This window comes from Pseudomonas guineae (assembly GCF_900113745.1).
GTDB classification, from domain to species: Bacteria; Pseudomonadota; Gammaproteobacteria; order Pseudomonadales; family Pseudomonadaceae; genus Aquipseudomonas; species Aquipseudomonas guineae.
In genome coordinates this window covers 1,767,825-1,783,622 of sequence record NZ_FOQL01000001.1, presented here as the reverse complement: position 1 = coordinate 1,783,622, position 15,798 = coordinate 1,767,825, and the positions used below count along the sequence as shown (strand labels likewise).

Below are 15,798 nucleotides of genomic sequence, written 5' to 3'. Positions count from 1 at the left end.
CGGGTGATGCAAGATTGATCTCGAACTAGAGCTGCTCTAATTAGGGCAGTTGCAGGCCGCCACCGGCTTTATGCAGGGCGCGCAGGTGCTGACCCAGCTGCGCCAAGTTGGCTTCAGCCGCCTGCAGCTCGGCTAGGCGAGCGGGTTCCAGTAGAGTACGAACTTCCTGGTCGAGGTCGTCACTGAACTGGCGCAGTTGCTGCTGACGCGCTTGGCTCTCAGTTTCTAAGCGATGCCATTCGGCGCGTTGCGGCAGCCCATAGCCGCCCTCGAGCAACTCAGCCGGGCGACTGAGGAAGCCTGAGTTGGCGAGGATTTTCTGCAGCGCCCCACCCGCCTTATTCAGGGTCGGATCAGTATTGTCTAGGCCACTCAGGTAGCGGCGTTTGAGCTCATCTTGAGCCAACAACAATTGTCGGCGTAATGCCGCCTGTTCAAGCAGCAGCAACGCCGCGCTGGTGCGCAGATCGGCCTGAGCGAACCACGGTTGGCGTTTCACGGCCGGCAAGGTCAGCCAGTCCTCAACTTGCCTCTGCTCAATCGGTAACTGCGCTTGCAGCACGCTGAACATGGCCTGGTAACGGTCGCGGAACGAGTCAAAGCGATGCCCCAGACGCAGCGCCTCGGCATCATTGTCCAGCACACTGCGGTCGGCTAAATCACGAGCCACCAACGTATCGAGCAAACCGTTGGGCATGATGCTGTCGAGCGCATGCACGCGCGGGTGCTGGCTGCCACTGCGCAGCAGCTTGAGGGTTTCCACGGCGCAGTTGTTGGAAAGAAACCAGTAATCGCCGTCATAGCTCCAATGCTGCTCGGCAGCGCGTATCACCAACTGCTCTAGCTGCAGGCGATCAAGCTTGAGCGGTACCGAGGCCAGGCTGCGCAGTTCAACCTTGGTGTATTCCTCGATCACCTGCGCCAGCGGCAGCACGAACAGCCGCGACGGATAAGCACCGGTCAGACCATCCCAACTGGATAACTGTACATCGCCGACAAAAGCGCGATAGGACAGCACCAGATGCTCCTGCAGGTCCAACCGACAATCCGGTCCACGCGGCCGACCAGGCGCACAGATCACTAGGCGCAGCATGCTGTGACCCCAGCGACTGGCCAAGGCATCGTTGGCTTCAGCCAGCAAATAGTCGACCTGATAAACGCGCTGTGGGTCGATGCTACCGAGCGGCTGGCGGGCAAAATTGCGCCCAGCATTCAGGTAAGCCAAGCCGTCCGCGCAGGCCTCTTGACCAGCTGGCGACCAGGCGAAATGCGCACTCAGGTAACGCGCTAACGAGGGCCGACGGCAGGCGTAGCTGGGGTCGAGGAGGAAATACTCCATATTCACCGCAAGAAACTCGCGCGGGTTTCTCAGCTCGTAACTGTCCGGGCTGCGCGCCGCCTGATGATTCTCCAACTCGCGCGCCCCCCGCCGGCCGACCTGTTGCTGCCAGCCGGCCAGATCGAGCAGCAGCGGGTCATCACTCAGGGTAAAACGTCGTGCCGTCTGGCCACGGCAGTAATCCGGCAAGCCAACAGCCCCCAGGCTCTGCTCACGCTGGCGACACTGGCGTTGCAGCTGCCTGTCAGCCTGTGGCCAACGCTGCGCGCGGTCATACAGATGGGTGAGCTCGTGCAGCACAGTCGCCAGCAATTCGCGGCGCACGCTACCGTGTGGGCGAGAGGTCAGGGTGGTGGCGCTGCTGCCATCACTCAGCGCCGGCAGCAGCGCGGCATTCAGTTCGATACCACTGAAGCGCCCAGCGCGGCCATAGACCTGCGCGGGCAGATCGCGCCAACGCACGCTGACAGGCCGATCGAGTTGTTGCTTGAAGCGCGGTGGCAACGCCTCCAGCGCCTCCTGCAACAGCTGTTGGCTGGCCTGGCGTTCGCTAGCGCTGAGTGCAGTATCGTGCAGCTGCAGGCTCAGCTCGGCCTGACTACTGGTGCTAACGATTAACGCCAGTAGCAGCAGCCAGGCACGCGGCCAACTCACAGTGCCAGAATGGCTTCGGCCAATACCTGATCACTCGCACCCTGCGCTTCAGGTACCTGACTGCGAATAGTGTGGATGGCGGCCTCCAGCTGCACGCCCCGGATCTGACCTTGGCTGGCGACGAAGCTGGCAGCATCGTCGCGCGCTGCTAGGACGATTTTCGAATCGCGCACCGAGGTGGTGGTATCCGAAGAGAAGTCGAGTGTGCGGTCCAGTGCACGCACGATGATATTGCTGGTCGCTACCAAGGTTTGCGCCTGTGCTGTGGCACTAAACAGAACAATCGCAACTACGGCACTGAGCAAGGCAGGGCGCATACGCATCTCCAAATATTCAACCATCAACCCGAATGGGTTGGTTTCGACGGCCATTCTGCCACACAGTTCCCCCGGGGCTTCTGGCTAAGCACTGGGGGAACATAAACTCACAGGCTGAGGATGGCGGTCGCCAGTTGCATGTCGTCGCCTTGCAACGTCGGTACTTGCTGACGAATATGCTGCAACGCGGCCTCAAAGCTGACTCCGCGGATGCTGCCCTGACTGGCAACAAAAGCGGCGGCGTCATCACGTGCGGCGAGCACGATTTTGTCGTCATTAAAAGATGAGCTCGCATCGGAGCTGGCATCCGCGGTCGCAGCAACCGCCCCGACCACGGCATCGGTAGTAACCACAAAACTGGTGGCGCTGGCGGTACCGGCCAGCGCCAAGAGTGCCGCAAGGCTAAACGTCTTTATTACATTCATATCCACGCTCCTGAAAAGGCCCAACAGCCGGGCCGCGCTCATTGTAGACCGGGAATATGTCGGTTGGTTGCCAGGCGAGTCAGCGCCAGAACGGCTTTCCCAGCTCGACCTGTCGCTGCGCCTCACTGATCCCAGCATCAGCCAACTGACGCCTATCCAGGCTCGCCAAATGTCTGCGGGTTTGCAGGTTACGTTGCCAACCACACAGCGTGGCATAGAGCTTCAGCCATCGCGGCTGACTTACCTGAGCAACTTGTAAAGGTGAGCTTTGGGACGTGCGCTCCATGATGCAATTCCTCGGCATATAGCGGGGATGTCAACCTAGGATGCGCGGTAGACCGCAGAGAAGGCAGAGACAGCACCTGGAAATTGTTATGGCGCAGTTAAGCTTTTGTCCAAACTGTACCGCCGCATAGCACAGCAGACTGTTGCGGATAAACACTTACTCACTGACTTTGGTCGCAGATAAAAAGAAAGCCCCAGCGCAGGGCGCTGGAGCTTCCAAAAATCCCATAAAGGGAGGAGCAGAAATCGGTGTCTGGCTGCGGTTAACGCCAGAAAGGTTTACTCAACTCGGCCTGACGCTGTGCTTCGCTGATTCCAGCATCTGCGAGCAGACGGGCGTCCAAACGAGCAAGCTGGCGGCGGCTAACAGCGCGGCGCTGCCATAGCAGAACAGAAGAAAGCATACGCAGCGGCAAAGCGCTGGAGCCGGTGGTTTGGCTGTGATCAAAAAACAGGTCGGAACTGAGGGTACGTTCCATGGTGCTCATCCTTCCGCTTGTGGCGGGTCAGTGGTCTGTTGCGATGTAGGTATTATCGCCACCACCCCCAGGACGCAGTAGTCACAGCTGAATTGAATTACAGCACAAATAGATAGCTTGCTTTACAACTGTTAAGCTTTTTTTATCATCAACTGTACTGACTATAAGTTCTTTAGCCTGAAAAATAATTTTAGGCAGCTAAAACACCTGCATATAGCTTATATATGCAGTGATTTAGTACAGGTACAGTTACAGACTGCACTTCTATTACAGCTGACCTGTTTTTCAGATTATCACCGGCTATAAACACTTTCCTGATCGTGTGGACAGAAAAAAGCCCGGCAATTGAGCCGGGCTTTTGGCAACGCTGCAGCAACCGTTAGTCGACCGCTTTAACCATATCTTCGATGACTTTCTTGGCGTCGCCGAAGACCATCATGGTTTTGTCGAGGTAGAACAGTTCGTTGTCCAGGCCGGCGTAGCCGCTGGCCATTGAGCGCTTGTTGACGATCACGGTCTTGGCTTTGTAAGCCTCGAGGATCGGCATGCCGGCGATCGGCGACGTCGGGTCGTTCTTCGCGGCGGGGTTGACCACGTCGTTGGCGCCGAGCACCAGCACCACGTCGGCCTGGCCGAACTCGGAGTTGATGTCGTCCATCTCGAACACCTGCTCGTAAGGCACCTCGGCCTCGGCCAGCAATACGTTCATGTGACCCGGCATACGCCCGGCAACCGGGTGGATCGCGTACTTCACGGTGACGCCACGGTGCGTCAGCTTCTCCGCCAGCTCCATCAGCGCGTGCTGGGCACGGGCCACTGCCAGGCCATAGCCCGGCACGATGATCACGGTGTCGGCGTTGGTCAGCAGGAAGGCTGCATCGTCACTCGAACCGGATTTAACCGGACGCGCTTCTTTGGCACCCGCTGGGCCGGCTTCTGCCGGAGCACCACCGAAACCACCGAGGATCACGTTGAAGAACGAACGGTTCATCGCCTTGCACATGATGTACGAGAGGATCGCGCCTGATGAGCCCACCAGCGAACCGGCGATGATCAGCATCGAGTTGTTCAGCGAGAAGCCGATACCGGCCGCCGCCCAGCCCGAGTAGCTGTTGAGCATCGACACCACGACCGGCATGTCTGCGCCGCCAATCGGGATGATGATCAGCACGCCGATGACGAAGGCCAGGGCCAGCAGGATGGCGAAGGCAGTCAGGTCACCGGTGAAGGTGTACATCAGACCGAGGCCGAGAATCGCCAGGCCAATGGCCAGGTTGATCCAATGCTGACCCTTGAACTGTACCGGTGCGCCTTGGAACAGGCGGAACTTGTACTTGCCCGACAGCTTGCCGAAGGCAATTACCGAACCGGAGAAGGTGATGGCACCGATGGCCGCACCGAGGAACAGCTCCAGACGGTTACCGGCCGGAATCGCATCGCCCAGCGCGGCAACGATACCCAACGACTGCGGCTCAACCACCGCGGCAATGGCAATAAACACCGCGGCCAGGCCGATCATGCTGTGCATGAAGGCGACCAGTTCCGGCATCTTGGTCATTTCTACGCGTTTGGCCATGACGGTACCGACCGTACCGCCGACCAGCAGGCCGACAATCACGTAGCCGATGCCCGCGGTGGCAATTTCAGCGCCGAGCTTGTAGATCAGGGCAACGGTAGTCAGCACCGCCAAACCCATGCCGAGCATGCCAAACAGGTTGCCGCGACGCGAGGTCGTCGGGTGCGACAAGCCTTTAAGCGCCTGAATAAAGCAGATCGAGGCAACGAGGTAGAGCACGGTGATCAGATTCATACTCATCAATGCTTCTCCCCTGCAGCGGCTTTCGGCGCTTTCTTCTTAAACATTTCCAGCATGCGCCGGGTGACCAAAAAGCCACCGAACACGTTTACCGCAGCTAGGGCCACAGCCAAGGTGCCCATGGTTTTACCCAGCGGGGTCACGGTCAAGGCAGCAGCCAGCATGGCGCCGACGATCACGATCGCGGAGATCGCGTTGGTCACCGCCATAAGCGGGGTGTGCAGGGCCGGGGTCACGTTCCACACCACGTGGTAACCCACGTAGATGGCCAGTGCAAAGATGATCAGGTTGTAGATGCCGTCGGAAATCATATCCATGAGCGTTGCTCCCCTTAGCCGTTCGTACGGACGACTTGGTTATCGCGGCACATCAGGCACGCGTTAACGATGTCGTCTTCAAGGTTGAGGTGGAACTTGCCTTCGCCGTCGATAACCAGCTTGAGGAAGTCCAGCAGGTTGCGTGCGTACAGTGCCGAAGCATCCGCCGGCACCATGGCCGCCAAATTGCTGTGGCCGACGATGGTTACGCCATGCTCGACCACCACTTGCTCGGCAACGGTCAGCGGGCAGTTGCCACCTTGCGCTGCAGCGAGGTCAATGATCACCGAGCCCGGCTTCATTTCCGCGACAGTGGCAGCGTGCAGCAGGGTCGGCGCCTTACGGCCCGGGATCAGCGCCGTGGTGATAACGATGTCAGCCAGCTTGGCCTTCTCGTGCACCGCCTTGGCCTGACGCTCCATCCACGACGCCGGCATCGGCCGCGCGTAGCCGCCCACGCCCTGGGCGCATTCGCGCTCTTCATCGGTCTCGAACGGCACATCGACGAACTTGGCGCCGAGCGACTCGATTTGCTCTTTTACCGCCGGACGCACGTCGGACGCTTCAATCACCGCACCCAGGCGCTTGGCCGTGGCGATAGCCTGCAAGCCGGCAACACCCGCACCGAGGATGAGAATACGCGCGGCCTTAACGGTACCGGCAGCAGTCATCAGCATCGGCATAAAGCGCGGGTAGTGGTGCGCCGCCAGCAGCACGGCTTTGTAGCCGGCGATGTTGGCTTGCGACGACAGCACGTCCAGACTTTGCGCACGGGAGGTACGCGGGGCGGCCTCTAGGGCGAAAGCGGTGACGCCACGGGCATTCATCCGCGCGATGGTGTCGTTGCAGAACGGGTTGAGCATGCCAACCAGTACTGCACCGGACTTCATATGCGCCAGCTCGGCTTCGGTTGGGGCAACCACTTTCAGCACCAGATCTGCGCCGAAGGCAGCAACATCCGTGGCAATAGTGGCGCCGACGGCTTCATAGGCGCTGTCTGGGATGCTTGCAGTTACACCAGCACCGGCCTGAACGGTCACCTGATGGCCTTGGCCGATCAGCTTCTTGATGGTTTCGGGAGTTGCGGCAACGCGCGTCTCACCAGCATGGGTTTCGAGAGGAACACCGATGTGCACTTCAATTCTCCTGCGTGATCTTTTTGGTGAACCGGCGCACTGCGGGTGGCACGCGGGCATTAGGGAGGATCAGCACAATCCCGCGTAAACGTGGCGGGGCCCGCATTCTGCCGGCGAACGGCAGTCCCTTCAAGAAGTTATGGAGTAAGAAAATTGCATTACTACAAGTTATAGGTCTATGACTACTTTTCATACCAGGCGCAGGCCGCGCCGTTTCTGGCCTAGGCCTTCAATGACGGTGCTTACAGAGGGAAAAGCCATGCGTATGGTGGATGACACCTGATCGAATCTTCTGATATGTAGAAAGTAGCGAACACAGCGTAAAAAATAGCCTCCGCGCTAGCTGGCATGGGCCTTAGCGGCTTTTAGTGCTTTAATTTTATGTAGTTTGTAAAAACAGCCACTACCTAACATCTAAGGCGACATCAGGTCGCGCCCGCACTTATCTTTATGCGTGGGTCTACCACTAATTCGCTGGCAAATGCTCAAGCAGGCTGGCGTTTGCGCAGTCACTTCTACTGCGTGGACGACGCGGATGATGTTGAAACATGCACACGACTAGCCATCGTCTTGGACGCTGAAGCGCCTAGGTCCTGCGGTACCGCGCCGCCTCGCCGACCAACCAATCACGAAACGCCGCGAGCGCCGCCGACTCCACTTTACGCTCCGGCACAATCAAGTAATAAGCGCGGCCGTTGTCCCCGAGCGGTCTATCAAACGCAATCACCAGCCGTCCTTCGTCCAACTCACGGCGGATCAGAAAGGGCGGGATCAACGCCACGCCCATCTCATGCATGGCCGCCTGGGCCAGCATCGAGAACAGCTCGTAACGCGGCCCCGTCATATCCCGCGACGTGTTGACTCCCTGGGCACTGAACCACTGCCGCCAGGCGTAGGGCCGAGTGGTCTGCTGCAGCAGGGGCAACGTGGCAATCTGCTCGATGCTGAGCTGCGCCTGCTCACCCAGCAGCACAGGGCTGCACACCGGCATAGGGTTCTCGCCCATCAACAGGTGAGCCTGGGTACCGGACCAGTCACCATCGCCGAAATACACCGCCGCATCGAACTCGGTATCGGCAAACAGAAACGGCCGTGTGCGGTTAGTCAGGTTGACGGTAATTTCCGGGTGCAGACGCTGAAAATCTTTCAGCCGTGGCAGCAGCCACTGCGTACCGAAGGTCGGTACCACCGCCAGCTCGATGCTCATGGCACCTTGCTGACCCATCACGGCCAGAGTGTCGCGCTCCACCGCATCAAGCTGCCCGGCGACGCGCCGCGCATAAGATTGCCCAGCTTCAGTGAGCACCACGCCCCGGCGCGAGCGGCGAAACAGCTCGATATTAAGAAAGGTTTCCAGCCCAGCAATCTGCCGGCACACCGCGCCCTGGGTCAGGCTCAGCTCTTCAGCTGCCTTGGTAAAGCTCTGATGCCGCGCGGCGGACTCGAAGGCAATCAAGGCGGCAGTGCTGGGGATCTTTCGGCGCATGTGTGCGTCACTCTCACTGAAATCGATTAAATAGCAGGCTTAACCCTATCTCGAAGTGATTAAATCGCACAACAGCGTGCGCAATACTCGTTTGCCTGCTCGTTACAAGCCGCCTAGGATCAACCCCACTGACTTGCGGGCGCCGCTCAACAGCAAAGACGCCCACCTATTACTTTCTGTAACTCGAGGGTTTCGCGATGGCCAAGGCAAGCTTCAACTGGATCGATCCACTGCTGCTGGATCAGCAACTGACCGAAGAAGAACGCATGGTGCAGGGCAGCGCCCAGCAGTTTGCCGCCGACAAGCTCAAGCCACGGGTGATCGAAGCCTTCCGCCACGAGCAGACTGATCCGAAAATTTTCCGCGAAATGGGCGACACCGGCCTGCTTGGCGCGACTATTCCTGAAGAGTACGGCGGTAGCGGCCTGAACTATGTGTGTTACGGCCTGATTGCCCGCGAAGTCGAGCGTGTCGACTCCGGCTATCGCTCAATGATGAGCGTGCAGTCCTCGTTGGTGATGGTGCCGATCTTTGAGTTCGGTAACGAGGCGACTAAGCAGAAGTACCTGCCCAAGCTGGCCAGCGGCGAATACATCGGCTGCTTCGGCCTGACCGAGCCCGACCACGGCTCCGACCCGGGCAGCATGATCACCCGCGCTAAGAAGGTCGACGGCGGTTATCGCCTGACCGGGGCAAAAATGTGGATCACCAACAGCCCAATCGCCGATGTGTTTGTGGTCTGGGCCAAGGACGATGCTGGCGAGATTCGCGGTTTCGTCCTAGAAAAAGGCTGGCAAGGCCTGAGCACGCCAGCGATCCACGGTAAGGTCGGCCTGCGCGCTTCGATCACCGGCGAGATCGTGATGGACAACGTGTTCTGCCCGGAAGAAAACGCCTTCCCCGATGTACGTGGCCTGAAAGGCCCGTTCACCTGCCTCAACTCTGCGCGCTACGGCATCAGCTGGGGCGCACTCGGTGCCGCCGAAGACTGCTGGCACACCGCGCGTCAGTACACCCTAGACCGCAAGCAATTCGGTCGCCCGCTGGCAGCTAACCAGCTGATCCAGAAGAAGCTGGCCGATATGCAGACCGAAATCACCCTGGCCCTGCAAGGTTGCCTGCGCCTGGGTCGGATGAAGGATGAAGGCACGGCGGCGGTGGAAATCACCTCGATCATGAAGCGCAACAGCTGCGGTAAAGCGCTGGACGTGGCACGCCTGGCCCGCGACATGCTCGGCGGCAACGGCATCAGCGACGAGTTCGGCGTGGCCCGGCACCTGGTCAACCTGGAAGTGGTAAACACCTATGAAGGCACCCACGACGTCCACGCGCTGATCCTGGGCCGTGCGCAGACCGGCATCCAGGCGTTCTTTTAAACCTGTCCACAAACGCCCTCGGACCGTAGGGTGGATGACGCTTTTTTCATCCACCTTCTCTACCGCATGGTGGCTGGATACAACGTCAGCTACGCGCCCCGATCCACCCTGCTCAGGAATCTTTGCCATGTCCGGTGCCCTGTCGCACATCCGTGTTCTCGATCTTTCCCGCGTGCTCGCCGGGCCTTGGGCCGGGCAGATCTTCGGTGACCTGGGCGCCGAGGTGATCAAGGTTGAGCGCCCTGGCAGCGGCGATGACACCCGCCACTGGGGCCCGCCCTATGTGAAAGACGCCGAGGGCAACGATTCGCGCGAAGCGGCGTACTTCCAAAGTGCCAACCGCAACAAGCAATCGGTCACTTTGGATTTCACCCAGCCCGAGGGCCAACGCCTGGTGCGCGAGCTGGTGCAGAACTGCGACGTATTGCTGGAGAACTTCAAGGTCGGCGGCCTGGCCGCTTATGGTCTCGACTACGCAACGCTGAACGCCATCAACCCAAGGCTGATCTACTGCTCGATCACCGGCTTTGGGCAAAACGGGCCTTACGCCAAGCGCGCCGGCTATGACTTTATGATTCAAGGCCTTGGTGGGCTGATGAGTCTGACCGGTAAGCCCGACGGCGAAGAAGGTGCCGGGCCGATGAAGGTTGGCGTCGCCCTTACTGACATTCTCACCGGCCTCTACGCCACCGTCGGCGTGCTAGCGGCGCTCAATCAGCGCGAGCAATCGGGTCTGGGCCAGCATATCGACGTGGCCCTGCTCGATGTGCAGGTGGCCTGCCTGGCTAACCAAGCGATGAATTACCTCAACACCGGCGTCTCGCCCAAACGCCTGGGCAATGCTCACCCGAATATCGTGCCCTATCAGGATTTCCCCTCGGCCGACGGCGACTTCATCATCGCCGTGGGTAATGACGGGCAGTTCCGCAAACTTTGCGAGGTTGCCGGCCTTCCGGCTTTGGCCGACGACCCGCGTTTTTCTTCAAACAAGGCCCGAGTTGCTCATCGTGCCGAGTTGATCCCACTGCTGCGCCAGGCCACGGTGTTCAAAACCACGGCGCAATGGGTCAGTTTGCTCGAACAGGCAGGCGTACCCTGTGGGCCGATCAATGACCTGGCCCAGGTATTTGCCGACCCACAGGTTCTGGCACGCGGCCTGCGCATCGACATGCCCAACAGCCTGGGCAGCAGCACCCCGCAAGTGGCCAGCCCACTGCGGTTGTCAGAAACCCCGGTGCAATACCGCAACGCGCCACCGCTGCTCGGCGAACACACCGAGCAAGTACTCAGCCGTCACTTGGGCCTAAGTGCCGAGCAGATCACCGCCCTGCGTGCAGCCGGGGTGCTCTGAACGGGTACTCACCCGTGGTCAATTCATCGGCTAATTACTAATTTTTTGCGCAGTAATCTAACCATCAGCCCTAGGCATTCGCCCTAGCAAGCGCCCCACCTCGCCCACACAGGTCAATGCTCCAGCACGCTCGGCGCGAGAATCCATGACTTGGTCTTTCTGGGCTCCACTTACTGCGCAACTCACCGCTGCAGTTCATCCGATCAATAGACAAAAATAGTTTGCTGTTTCTTGAGCAGATAGCGGCTAATGGCCACCAATCAAAACCGCCCTGGAGCGCCTACATGGCCGATGACTCCAAAACAGACCGCATCCAAGTCGAAGCAGCGCAGCTGACAATCGGCATGTTTGTAGTTGAGCTTGATCGACCATGGACGGAAACACGCTTTCTTTTTCAAGGATTTAGAATTCAAAAGCAGCAGGAAATCCGCCTGTTTCAAGAGCTATGCAGTTACGTATGGGTGGATGCGCAGCGCTCTTTAAGCGTAAGCGAGCAAATAGCGGAAAACGTAGAAACCTCTGCATTACTGAAGCCTGTGATAGCCAAGGTCGATTTCAATCTGGAGATACAGCAGGCGGCACCTATATGGCATGCCGCTCGCGAAGAGTCTCTGCGTATTCTTCAGGCCGTCAAATTGGGCCAGGAGTTAGACGTAGATGCGGTGAAGGCCGTGGTCAAGGATTGCGTTGAAAGCATCCTGCGCAATCCAACGGCCATGCTATGGCTGGCCCGTATCAAGAACAGTGACGAATACACCGCCGAACATTCTCTGCGCGTATCCATTTTGTCGATTGCCTTGAGTAAAGAGCTGGGTTTGCCGACGTATCAACTTGAGCAAATCGGTATATGCGGCATGCTTCACGATGTCGGCAAGATCAAGGTGCCCAACGAGATCCTCAACAAGCCCGGCGCCCTGACCGCCGAAGAGTTGCGCATCATGCAGAGTCATGCGGCAGAAGGGCGCAAGCTATTGATGAGTAACCAGCAGGTCACTCCAGCCACGGTCGACGTCGCCTACTCCCACCATGAGCGCTTAGATGGCAAGGGATACCCGCGCGGCCTGGATGCCAGCAAGATCCCTTATTTCGCCAAGATCATTGCTGTTGCAGACAGCTATGACGCCATTAATAGCGACCGCGTTTACAGCAAAGGTAAATCCAGCCTGGCGTCGCTGTGTATTTTGCTGGAATCAGTCGACAGCCATTTCGATGAAGATATTGTTGGCTGCTTTACTCGCATGATCGGTATCTATCCACCAGGAGAAATCGTTGAGATGACCAATGGCGAAGTCGGCATCATCATTGGTTGTCATCCCGGCAACAAGCTCAAGCCCAAGGTGCTGTGTGTGCTGGATGCGGATAAAAGGGCGTGCAAAGAACGCATTATAGAACTGGCGAAAATGGCCAAGGACAGTGACGACAAACCCTACCGCGTGCACGAAATACACAGCAGCGGAGCCTTTGGTATTGATATCGATGCCTACCGCCGCAAAGGCCTGATTATCCCTATTTAGCTTGCGTGAGCCGCCCACTAATAAGTGTCCACCTATTTGGCATCTGGCGATTGCGTCGACCCTGTGCAGCATCGGTTCCATCAGCATGGAACCGACCCTGAGGCGTGCCTGCAGCAGATTGTCCAAGGCGCAGGCCTGGTTGTGTTGATCCAACAGAATCCAGGGGCGTGGCGCTAGCGGAGATCAGAAACAACAAAAAGCAAAGCAGCGCTGATAGATGAAGCGCATGCCTTACAGGTCCTTATCAGTCACCACACGCACAGCATCCGCCTGCATGGCATACGCCGCATCGGCCAGCTCGTTGTTGACCTGTTCAATCTTCAGCGTGCCGCTGACCCAGAGCGGCGTGTAGATGTCTTCCAGCTCGATGCCTTTGGGGTAACGAACGAGTACAAGCTGGTTCGGTGGCGGTGGCGGCACATGAATGCAGGCGCCAGGATACGGCACTAGGAAGAACAGAGTGCTGCGGCCTTGGCGGTCGGTTTCCAGCGGGACGGGGTAACCGCCAAGGCGCAGGGCTTGGCCATTCAGCGCAGCAACGGTACTCGTTGAGTACATGACCGCTGGCAAGTTTTTATCTTGCTGCTTAAGACCGCCCGGATTGTAGAACTCGCTGTCTTGCTCGGCGCCCTGATGGTCGATTTCCGGCATGGCGTCCAATGCCGCCCGGTCTTGCGGCGGCATCAGCTCCAGCCAGTCGGTTTCCGGCAACTCGGCACAGGCCAGGGTGCTTATAAATAACAGGGGCAGAAGCAGATAGCGCACGGGCGGACTCACACAGCGACTGAGCAAAGGTTTATGAGTCCTTTTTTACGGCGGCATAAATGATCAACAACACTACAGCACCCACCACCGCACCAATAAAGCCGGCAGATTCGCCCACTTTATAAATGCCCAACGCCTGGCCACCGTAGGTGGCAGCGATTGAGCCACAAACACCAAGCAGGATGGTCATGATCCAGCCCATGCTGTCGTTGCCAGGTTTGATAAAGCGCGCGATCAGGCCGACGATCAGGCCGATAAAAATAATGCCGATAATGCTCATGGCGAATTACTCCGAGTCAGTTGCAGGTCAGCCATAGTGGCGCTAGGCAATCAGATGGTAATCGCTGCGCAAGGTTCAATCTGACGCCGCCGCACGGGCGGCGTCAGCCTGTTTTCAGCCCTTGGCGATCAGCGCTTCGACAGCAGCAATCTGCTTGTCCAAAGTAGCGCGGTCGACGCAGCGCAGGGTGGCATGGCCAACCTTGCGCCCGGCCTTGAAGGCCTTGCCGTAGTGATGCAGGCGGCAGTCATCAATGGCGATAACCTGTGCTACCGGCGGTACGCTGCCAAGGAAGTTGAGCATGGCGCTCTCACCAATTTTCGCGGTCGAGCCCAGTGGCAGGCCGGCGACGGCACGCAGGTGGTTCTCGAACTGGCTGCACTCGGCACCTTCAATGGTCCAGTGCCCGGAGTTGTGCACGCGCGGGGCGATTTCGTTGGCTTTCAAACCGCCATCGACCTCGAAAAACTCAAACGCCAGCACACCAACGTAATCGAGCTTGGTTAGCACCCGACCCACGTAATCTTCTGCCAGAGCCTGCAACGGGTGATCGGTACTGGCGATAGACAGCGCCAACACGCCGCTGTCGTGGCGGTTATGTACCAGCGGGTAGAAGCGTGTTTCGCCATCACGGGCACGTACCGCGACCAGCGACACTTCACCCGTGAAGGGTACAAAACCTTCTAGCAGGCACGGTACGCTACCCAGCTCGGCGAAGGCGCCCAGCACATCCTCCGGCTTGCGCATGACCTTCTGGCCCTTGCCGTCGTAACCCAGGGTGCGAGTCTTCATCACCGCCGGTAAACCGATGGCGGCCACGGCGGCATCCAGGTCGGCTTGCGACTGGATATCAGCGAAATCCGGGGTAGGAATGCCCAGGTCCTTGAACATGGACTTTTCAAACCAGCGATCACGGGCGATGCGCAGTGCTTCGGCGCTCGGATACACCGGGACGAATTGCGAGAGAAAAGCCACCGTTTCGGCCGGCACGCTCTCGAACTCGAAGGTCACCAGGTCGACTTCGTCAGCCAGCTGGCGCAGGTGATCCTGATCGCCATAATCAGCGCGGATATGCTCACCCAACGCTTGCGCGCAGGCGTCCGGCGCAGGGTCGAGGAAAGCAAAGTTCATCCCCAACGGGGTACCTGCCAGAGCCAACATGCGGCCCAACTGGCCGCCACCGATTACGCCGATTTTCATGATTTAGGCCTCACGCGGATCCGGGTTGTCCAACACGGTTTCGGTCTGTTCCTGGCGGAACTGCTTGAGCGCCGCATGGAACTGCGGATGCTGGTGACCGATGATGCTCGCGGCGAGCAGCGCAGCGTTTATCGCGCCGGCCTTGCCGATGGCCAGGGTGGCGACCGGAATACCGGCTGGCATCTGCACGATCGACAGCAGCGAATCGACGCCCGAGAGCACGGCCGATTGCACCGGCACGCCGAGCACCGGTAAATGGGTCTTGGCCGCACACATGCCTGGCAAGTGAGCAGCACCACCGGCACCGGCGATGATCACCTGAATGCCGCGCTCGTCAGCTTGCTCGGCATACTGAAACAGCAGGTCCGGGGTGCGGTGGGCGGACACCACCTTCACTTCGTACGGAATGCCCAGCTTATCCAGCATCTCGGCGGTGTGGCTAAGGGTGGACCAATCGGACTTGGAGCCCATGATCACGCCAACCAGTGCGCTCATCGTCGTGCCTCTTCTCAAGTGCGCCCGCAGGCGCTGCAGAAACTAACAAGCCACGCAGTTGGCGTGGCTTGGCATGTACAGATCAAACCAGCGCGGAGGGCTGGTGAAGGTTGCGAAGTATACCGAAAAGCCATGTCCCGCGCGCCCCCGGGATAACCGCCGGTCAGGCACCCGCCAGCAGACCGCTAACGCGCCTGGCTCTGGCTGGAAATGTAGCTTCAGCCACTGCAACGTTTAATCCATAGCCAACCTTGCATTCAAATCTTCTGGTCGCGCGTCTCGCACCAAAATACCGCACGACGCACCAGCGGAGCGCGTACCCGCGGCCGCCGACAGAATCAGTCAGTCGGTAAACGCCGTCAGGCTGGCGTTTGTTGAGCTGGCACGCAATTCGCTAGTACTGACCATGCAGGAGTAACCCTTCGGGGTAGCGGCACAACAATCTGTAATAGCCGACTAGGGTTCCGATCCGCGATCAGATGATCAGCGGGTGACTGGTCCGAGAGTTGGCGACCTCCTTCGAGGTTACACGGCGGGATAAAAGCCCGGGAGAACGCGCCCCA

General features: G+C 58.9%; 16 protein-coding genes and 1 riboswitch. Of the genes, 3 read left to right on the top strand and 13 right to left on the bottom strand.

Features of this window, described 5'->3' with window-relative positions; translation table 11 throughout:
* Positions 1-40 precede the first annotated feature (40 nt).
* From BMZ32_RS08045 to BMZ32_RS08005, 9 genes are all read right to left on the bottom strand, one after another.
* Positions 41-1,993, bottom strand: a complete 1,953-nt coding sequence (locus BMZ32_RS08045; RefSeq protein WP_090241171.1) for a DUF7844 domain-containing protein — start codon at positions 1,991-1,993, stop codon at positions 41-43.
* A complete protein-coding gene (locus BMZ32_RS08040; RefSeq protein WP_090241608.1) occupies positions 1,990-2,310 on the bottom strand; it encodes a DUF2388 domain-containing protein in 321 nt (106 codons plus the stop codon). The genes BMZ32_RS08045 and BMZ32_RS08040 overlap by 4 nt, the downstream gene beginning before the upstream one ends.
* A 107-nt stretch (positions 2,311-2,417) precedes the next feature.
* Entirely contained in the window at positions 2,418-2,735 is a 318-nt protein-coding gene (locus BMZ32_RS08035; protein ID WP_090241169.1) for a DUF2388 domain-containing protein, read from the bottom strand.
* A gap of 79 nt (positions 2,736-2,814) precedes the next feature.
* Positions 2,815-3,039 carry a DUF1127 domain-containing protein gene (locus BMZ32_RS08030; RefSeq protein WP_423815417.1) on the bottom strand — a complete coding sequence of 75 codons (225 nt, stop codon included), beginning with the start codon at positions 3,037-3,039 and terminating at the stop codon, positions 2,815-2,817.
* 244 nt (positions 3,040-3,283) lie between these two features.
* Positions 3,284-3,499: a DUF1127 domain-containing protein gene (locus BMZ32_RS08025; protein WP_090241165.1), complete on the bottom strand. Its 216-nt coding sequence runs from the start codon at positions 3,497-3,499 to the stop codon at positions 3,284-3,286.
* Between the two features lie 379 nt (positions 3,500-3,878).
* Positions 3,879-5,315: an NAD(P)(+) transhydrogenase (Re/Si-specific) subunit beta gene (locus BMZ32_RS08020; protein WP_090241163.1), complete on the bottom strand. Its 1,437-nt coding sequence runs from the start codon at positions 5,313-5,315 to the stop codon at positions 3,879-3,881.
* Positions 5,315-5,632 (bottom strand): NAD(P) transhydrogenase subunit alpha part 2, encoded by a 318-nt coding sequence (locus BMZ32_RS08015; RefSeq protein WP_090241161.1) that lies wholly within the window; start codon positions 5,630-5,632, stop codon positions 5,315-5,317. The genes BMZ32_RS08020 and BMZ32_RS08015 overlap by 1 nt, the downstream gene beginning before the upstream one ends.
* Before the next feature lie 14 nt (positions 5,633-5,646).
* Complete coding sequence (locus tag BMZ32_RS08010) at positions 5,647-6,768, bottom strand: Re/Si-specific NAD(P)(+) transhydrogenase subunit alpha (RefSeq protein ID WP_090241159.1); 1,122 nt, start codon at positions 6,766-6,768, stop codon at positions 5,647-5,649.
* Positions 6,769-7,354: 586 nt separating this feature from the next.
* Positions 7,355-8,254 (bottom strand): LysR family transcriptional regulator, encoded by a 900-nt coding sequence (locus tag BMZ32_RS08005; RefSeq protein WP_090241156.1) that lies wholly within the window; start codon positions 8,252-8,254, stop codon positions 7,355-7,357.
* A gap of 197 nt (positions 8,255-8,451) precedes the next feature.
* Between BMZ32_RS08005 and BMZ32_RS08000 the strand changes: the two genes are divergently transcribed.
* The 3 genes from BMZ32_RS08000 (at position 8,452) to BMZ32_RS07990 (ending at position 12,495) form a co-directional block, all read left to right on the top strand.
* Positions 8,452-9,630 carry an acyl-CoA dehydrogenase gene (locus BMZ32_RS08000; RefSeq protein WP_090241154.1) on the top strand — a complete coding sequence of 393 codons (1,179 nt, stop codon included), beginning with the start codon at positions 8,452-8,454 and terminating at the stop codon, positions 9,628-9,630.
* A 127-nt stretch (positions 9,631-9,757) separates the two neighbouring features.
* Entirely contained in the window at positions 9,758-10,981 is a 1,224-nt protein-coding gene (locus BMZ32_RS07995; protein WP_090241152.1) for a CaiB/BaiF CoA transferase family protein, read from the top strand.
* Between the two features lie 284 nt (positions 10,982-11,265).
* On the top strand, positions 11,266-12,495 hold the full coding sequence (locus tag BMZ32_RS07990) for an HD-GYP domain-containing protein (RefSeq protein ID WP_090241150.1): 1,230 nt from the start codon (positions 11,266-11,268) through the stop codon (positions 12,493-12,495).
* Positions 12,496-12,726: 231 nt separating this feature from the next.
* On the opposite strand, the gene BMZ32_RS07985 is transcribed toward BMZ32_RS07990, so the two are convergent.
* The 4 genes from BMZ32_RS07985 to purE all read right to left on the bottom strand — a co-directional run bounded on the left by BMZ32_RS07985 (position 12,727) and on the right by purE (position 15,235).
* Complete coding sequence (locus BMZ32_RS07985) at positions 12,727-13,260, bottom strand: DUF3299 domain-containing protein (protein ID WP_244153929.1); 534 nt, start codon at positions 13,258-13,260, stop codon at positions 12,727-12,729.
* A 31-nt stretch (positions 13,261-13,291) separates the two neighbouring features.
* Positions 13,292-13,540: a GlsB/YeaQ/YmgE family stress response membrane protein gene (locus tag BMZ32_RS07980; RefSeq protein ID WP_090241148.1), complete on the bottom strand. Its 249-nt coding sequence runs from the start codon at positions 13,538-13,540 to the stop codon at positions 13,292-13,294.
* A 114-nt stretch (positions 13,541-13,654) separates the two neighbouring features.
* Positions 13,655-14,740: a 5-(carboxyamino)imidazole ribonucleotide synthase gene (locus tag BMZ32_RS07975; protein ID WP_090241146.1), complete on the bottom strand. Its 1,086-nt coding sequence runs from the start codon at positions 14,738-14,740 to the stop codon at positions 13,655-13,657.
* A gap of 3 nt (positions 14,741-14,743) precedes the next feature.
* Entirely contained in the window at positions 14,744-15,235 is a 492-nt protein-coding gene (purE, locus tag BMZ32_RS07970) for a 5-(carboxyamino)imidazole ribonucleotide mutase (RefSeq protein ID WP_090241144.1), read from the bottom strand.
* 445 nt (positions 15,236-15,680) lie between these two features.
* A riboswitch (guanidine-I (ykkC/yxkD leader) is annotated at positions 15,681-15,789 on the top strand.
* Positions 15,790-15,798 lie beyond the last annotated feature (9 nt).

Excerpts from the sequence above, each read along its gene's own strand:
- BMZ32_RS07975 (WP_090241146.1), bottom strand. The coding sequence starts at position 14,740 with ATGAAAATCGGCGTAATCGGTGGCGGCCAGTTGGGCCGCATGTTGGCT.
- BMZ32_RS07980 (WP_090241148.1), bottom strand. The coding sequence starts at position 13,540 with ATGAGCATTATCGGCATTATTTTTATCGGCCTGATCGTCGGCCTGATC.
- BMZ32_RS07990 (WP_090241150.1), top strand. The coding sequence starts at position 11,266 with ATGGCCGATGACTCCAAAACAGACCGCATCCAAGTCGAAGCAGCGCAG.
- BMZ32_RS08025 (WP_090241165.1), bottom strand. The coding sequence starts at position 3,499 with ATGGAACGTACCCTCAGTTCCGACCTGTTTTTTGATCACAGCCAAACC.
- BMZ32_RS08040 (WP_090241608.1), bottom strand. The coding sequence starts at position 2,310 with ATGCGCCCTGCCTTGCTCAGTGCCGTAGTTGCGATTGTTCTGTTTAGT.
- BMZ32_RS08030 (WP_423815417.1), bottom strand. The coding sequence starts at position 3,039 with ATGCCGAGGAATTGCATCATGGAGCGCACGTCCCAAAGCTCACCTTTA.
- BMZ32_RS07995 (WP_090241152.1), top strand. The coding sequence starts at position 9,758 with ATGTCCGGTGCCCTGTCGCACATCCGTGTTCTCGATCTTTCCCGCGTG.
- BMZ32_RS08015 (WP_090241161.1), bottom strand. The coding sequence starts at position 5,632 with ATGGATATGATTTCCGACGGCATCTACAACCTGATCATCTTTGCACTG.
- BMZ32_RS08005 (WP_090241156.1), bottom strand. The coding sequence starts at position 8,254 with ATGCGCCGAAAGATCCCCAGCACTGCCGCCTTGATTGCCTTCGAGTCC.
- BMZ32_RS08035 (WP_090241169.1), bottom strand. The coding sequence starts at position 2,735 with ATGAATGTAATAAAGACGTTTAGCCTTGCGGCACTCTTGGCGCTGGCC.
- purE (WP_090241144.1), bottom strand. The coding sequence starts at position 15,235 with ATGAGCGCACTGGTTGGCGTGATCATGGGCTCCAAGTCCGATTGGTCC.
- BMZ32_RS08000 (WP_090241154.1), top strand. The coding sequence starts at position 8,452 with ATGGCCAAGGCAAGCTTCAACTGGATCGATCCACTGCTGCTGGATCAG.
- BMZ32_RS08020 (WP_090241163.1), bottom strand. The coding sequence starts at position 5,315 with ATGAGTATGAATCTGATCACCGTGCTCTACCTCGTTGCCTCGATCTGC.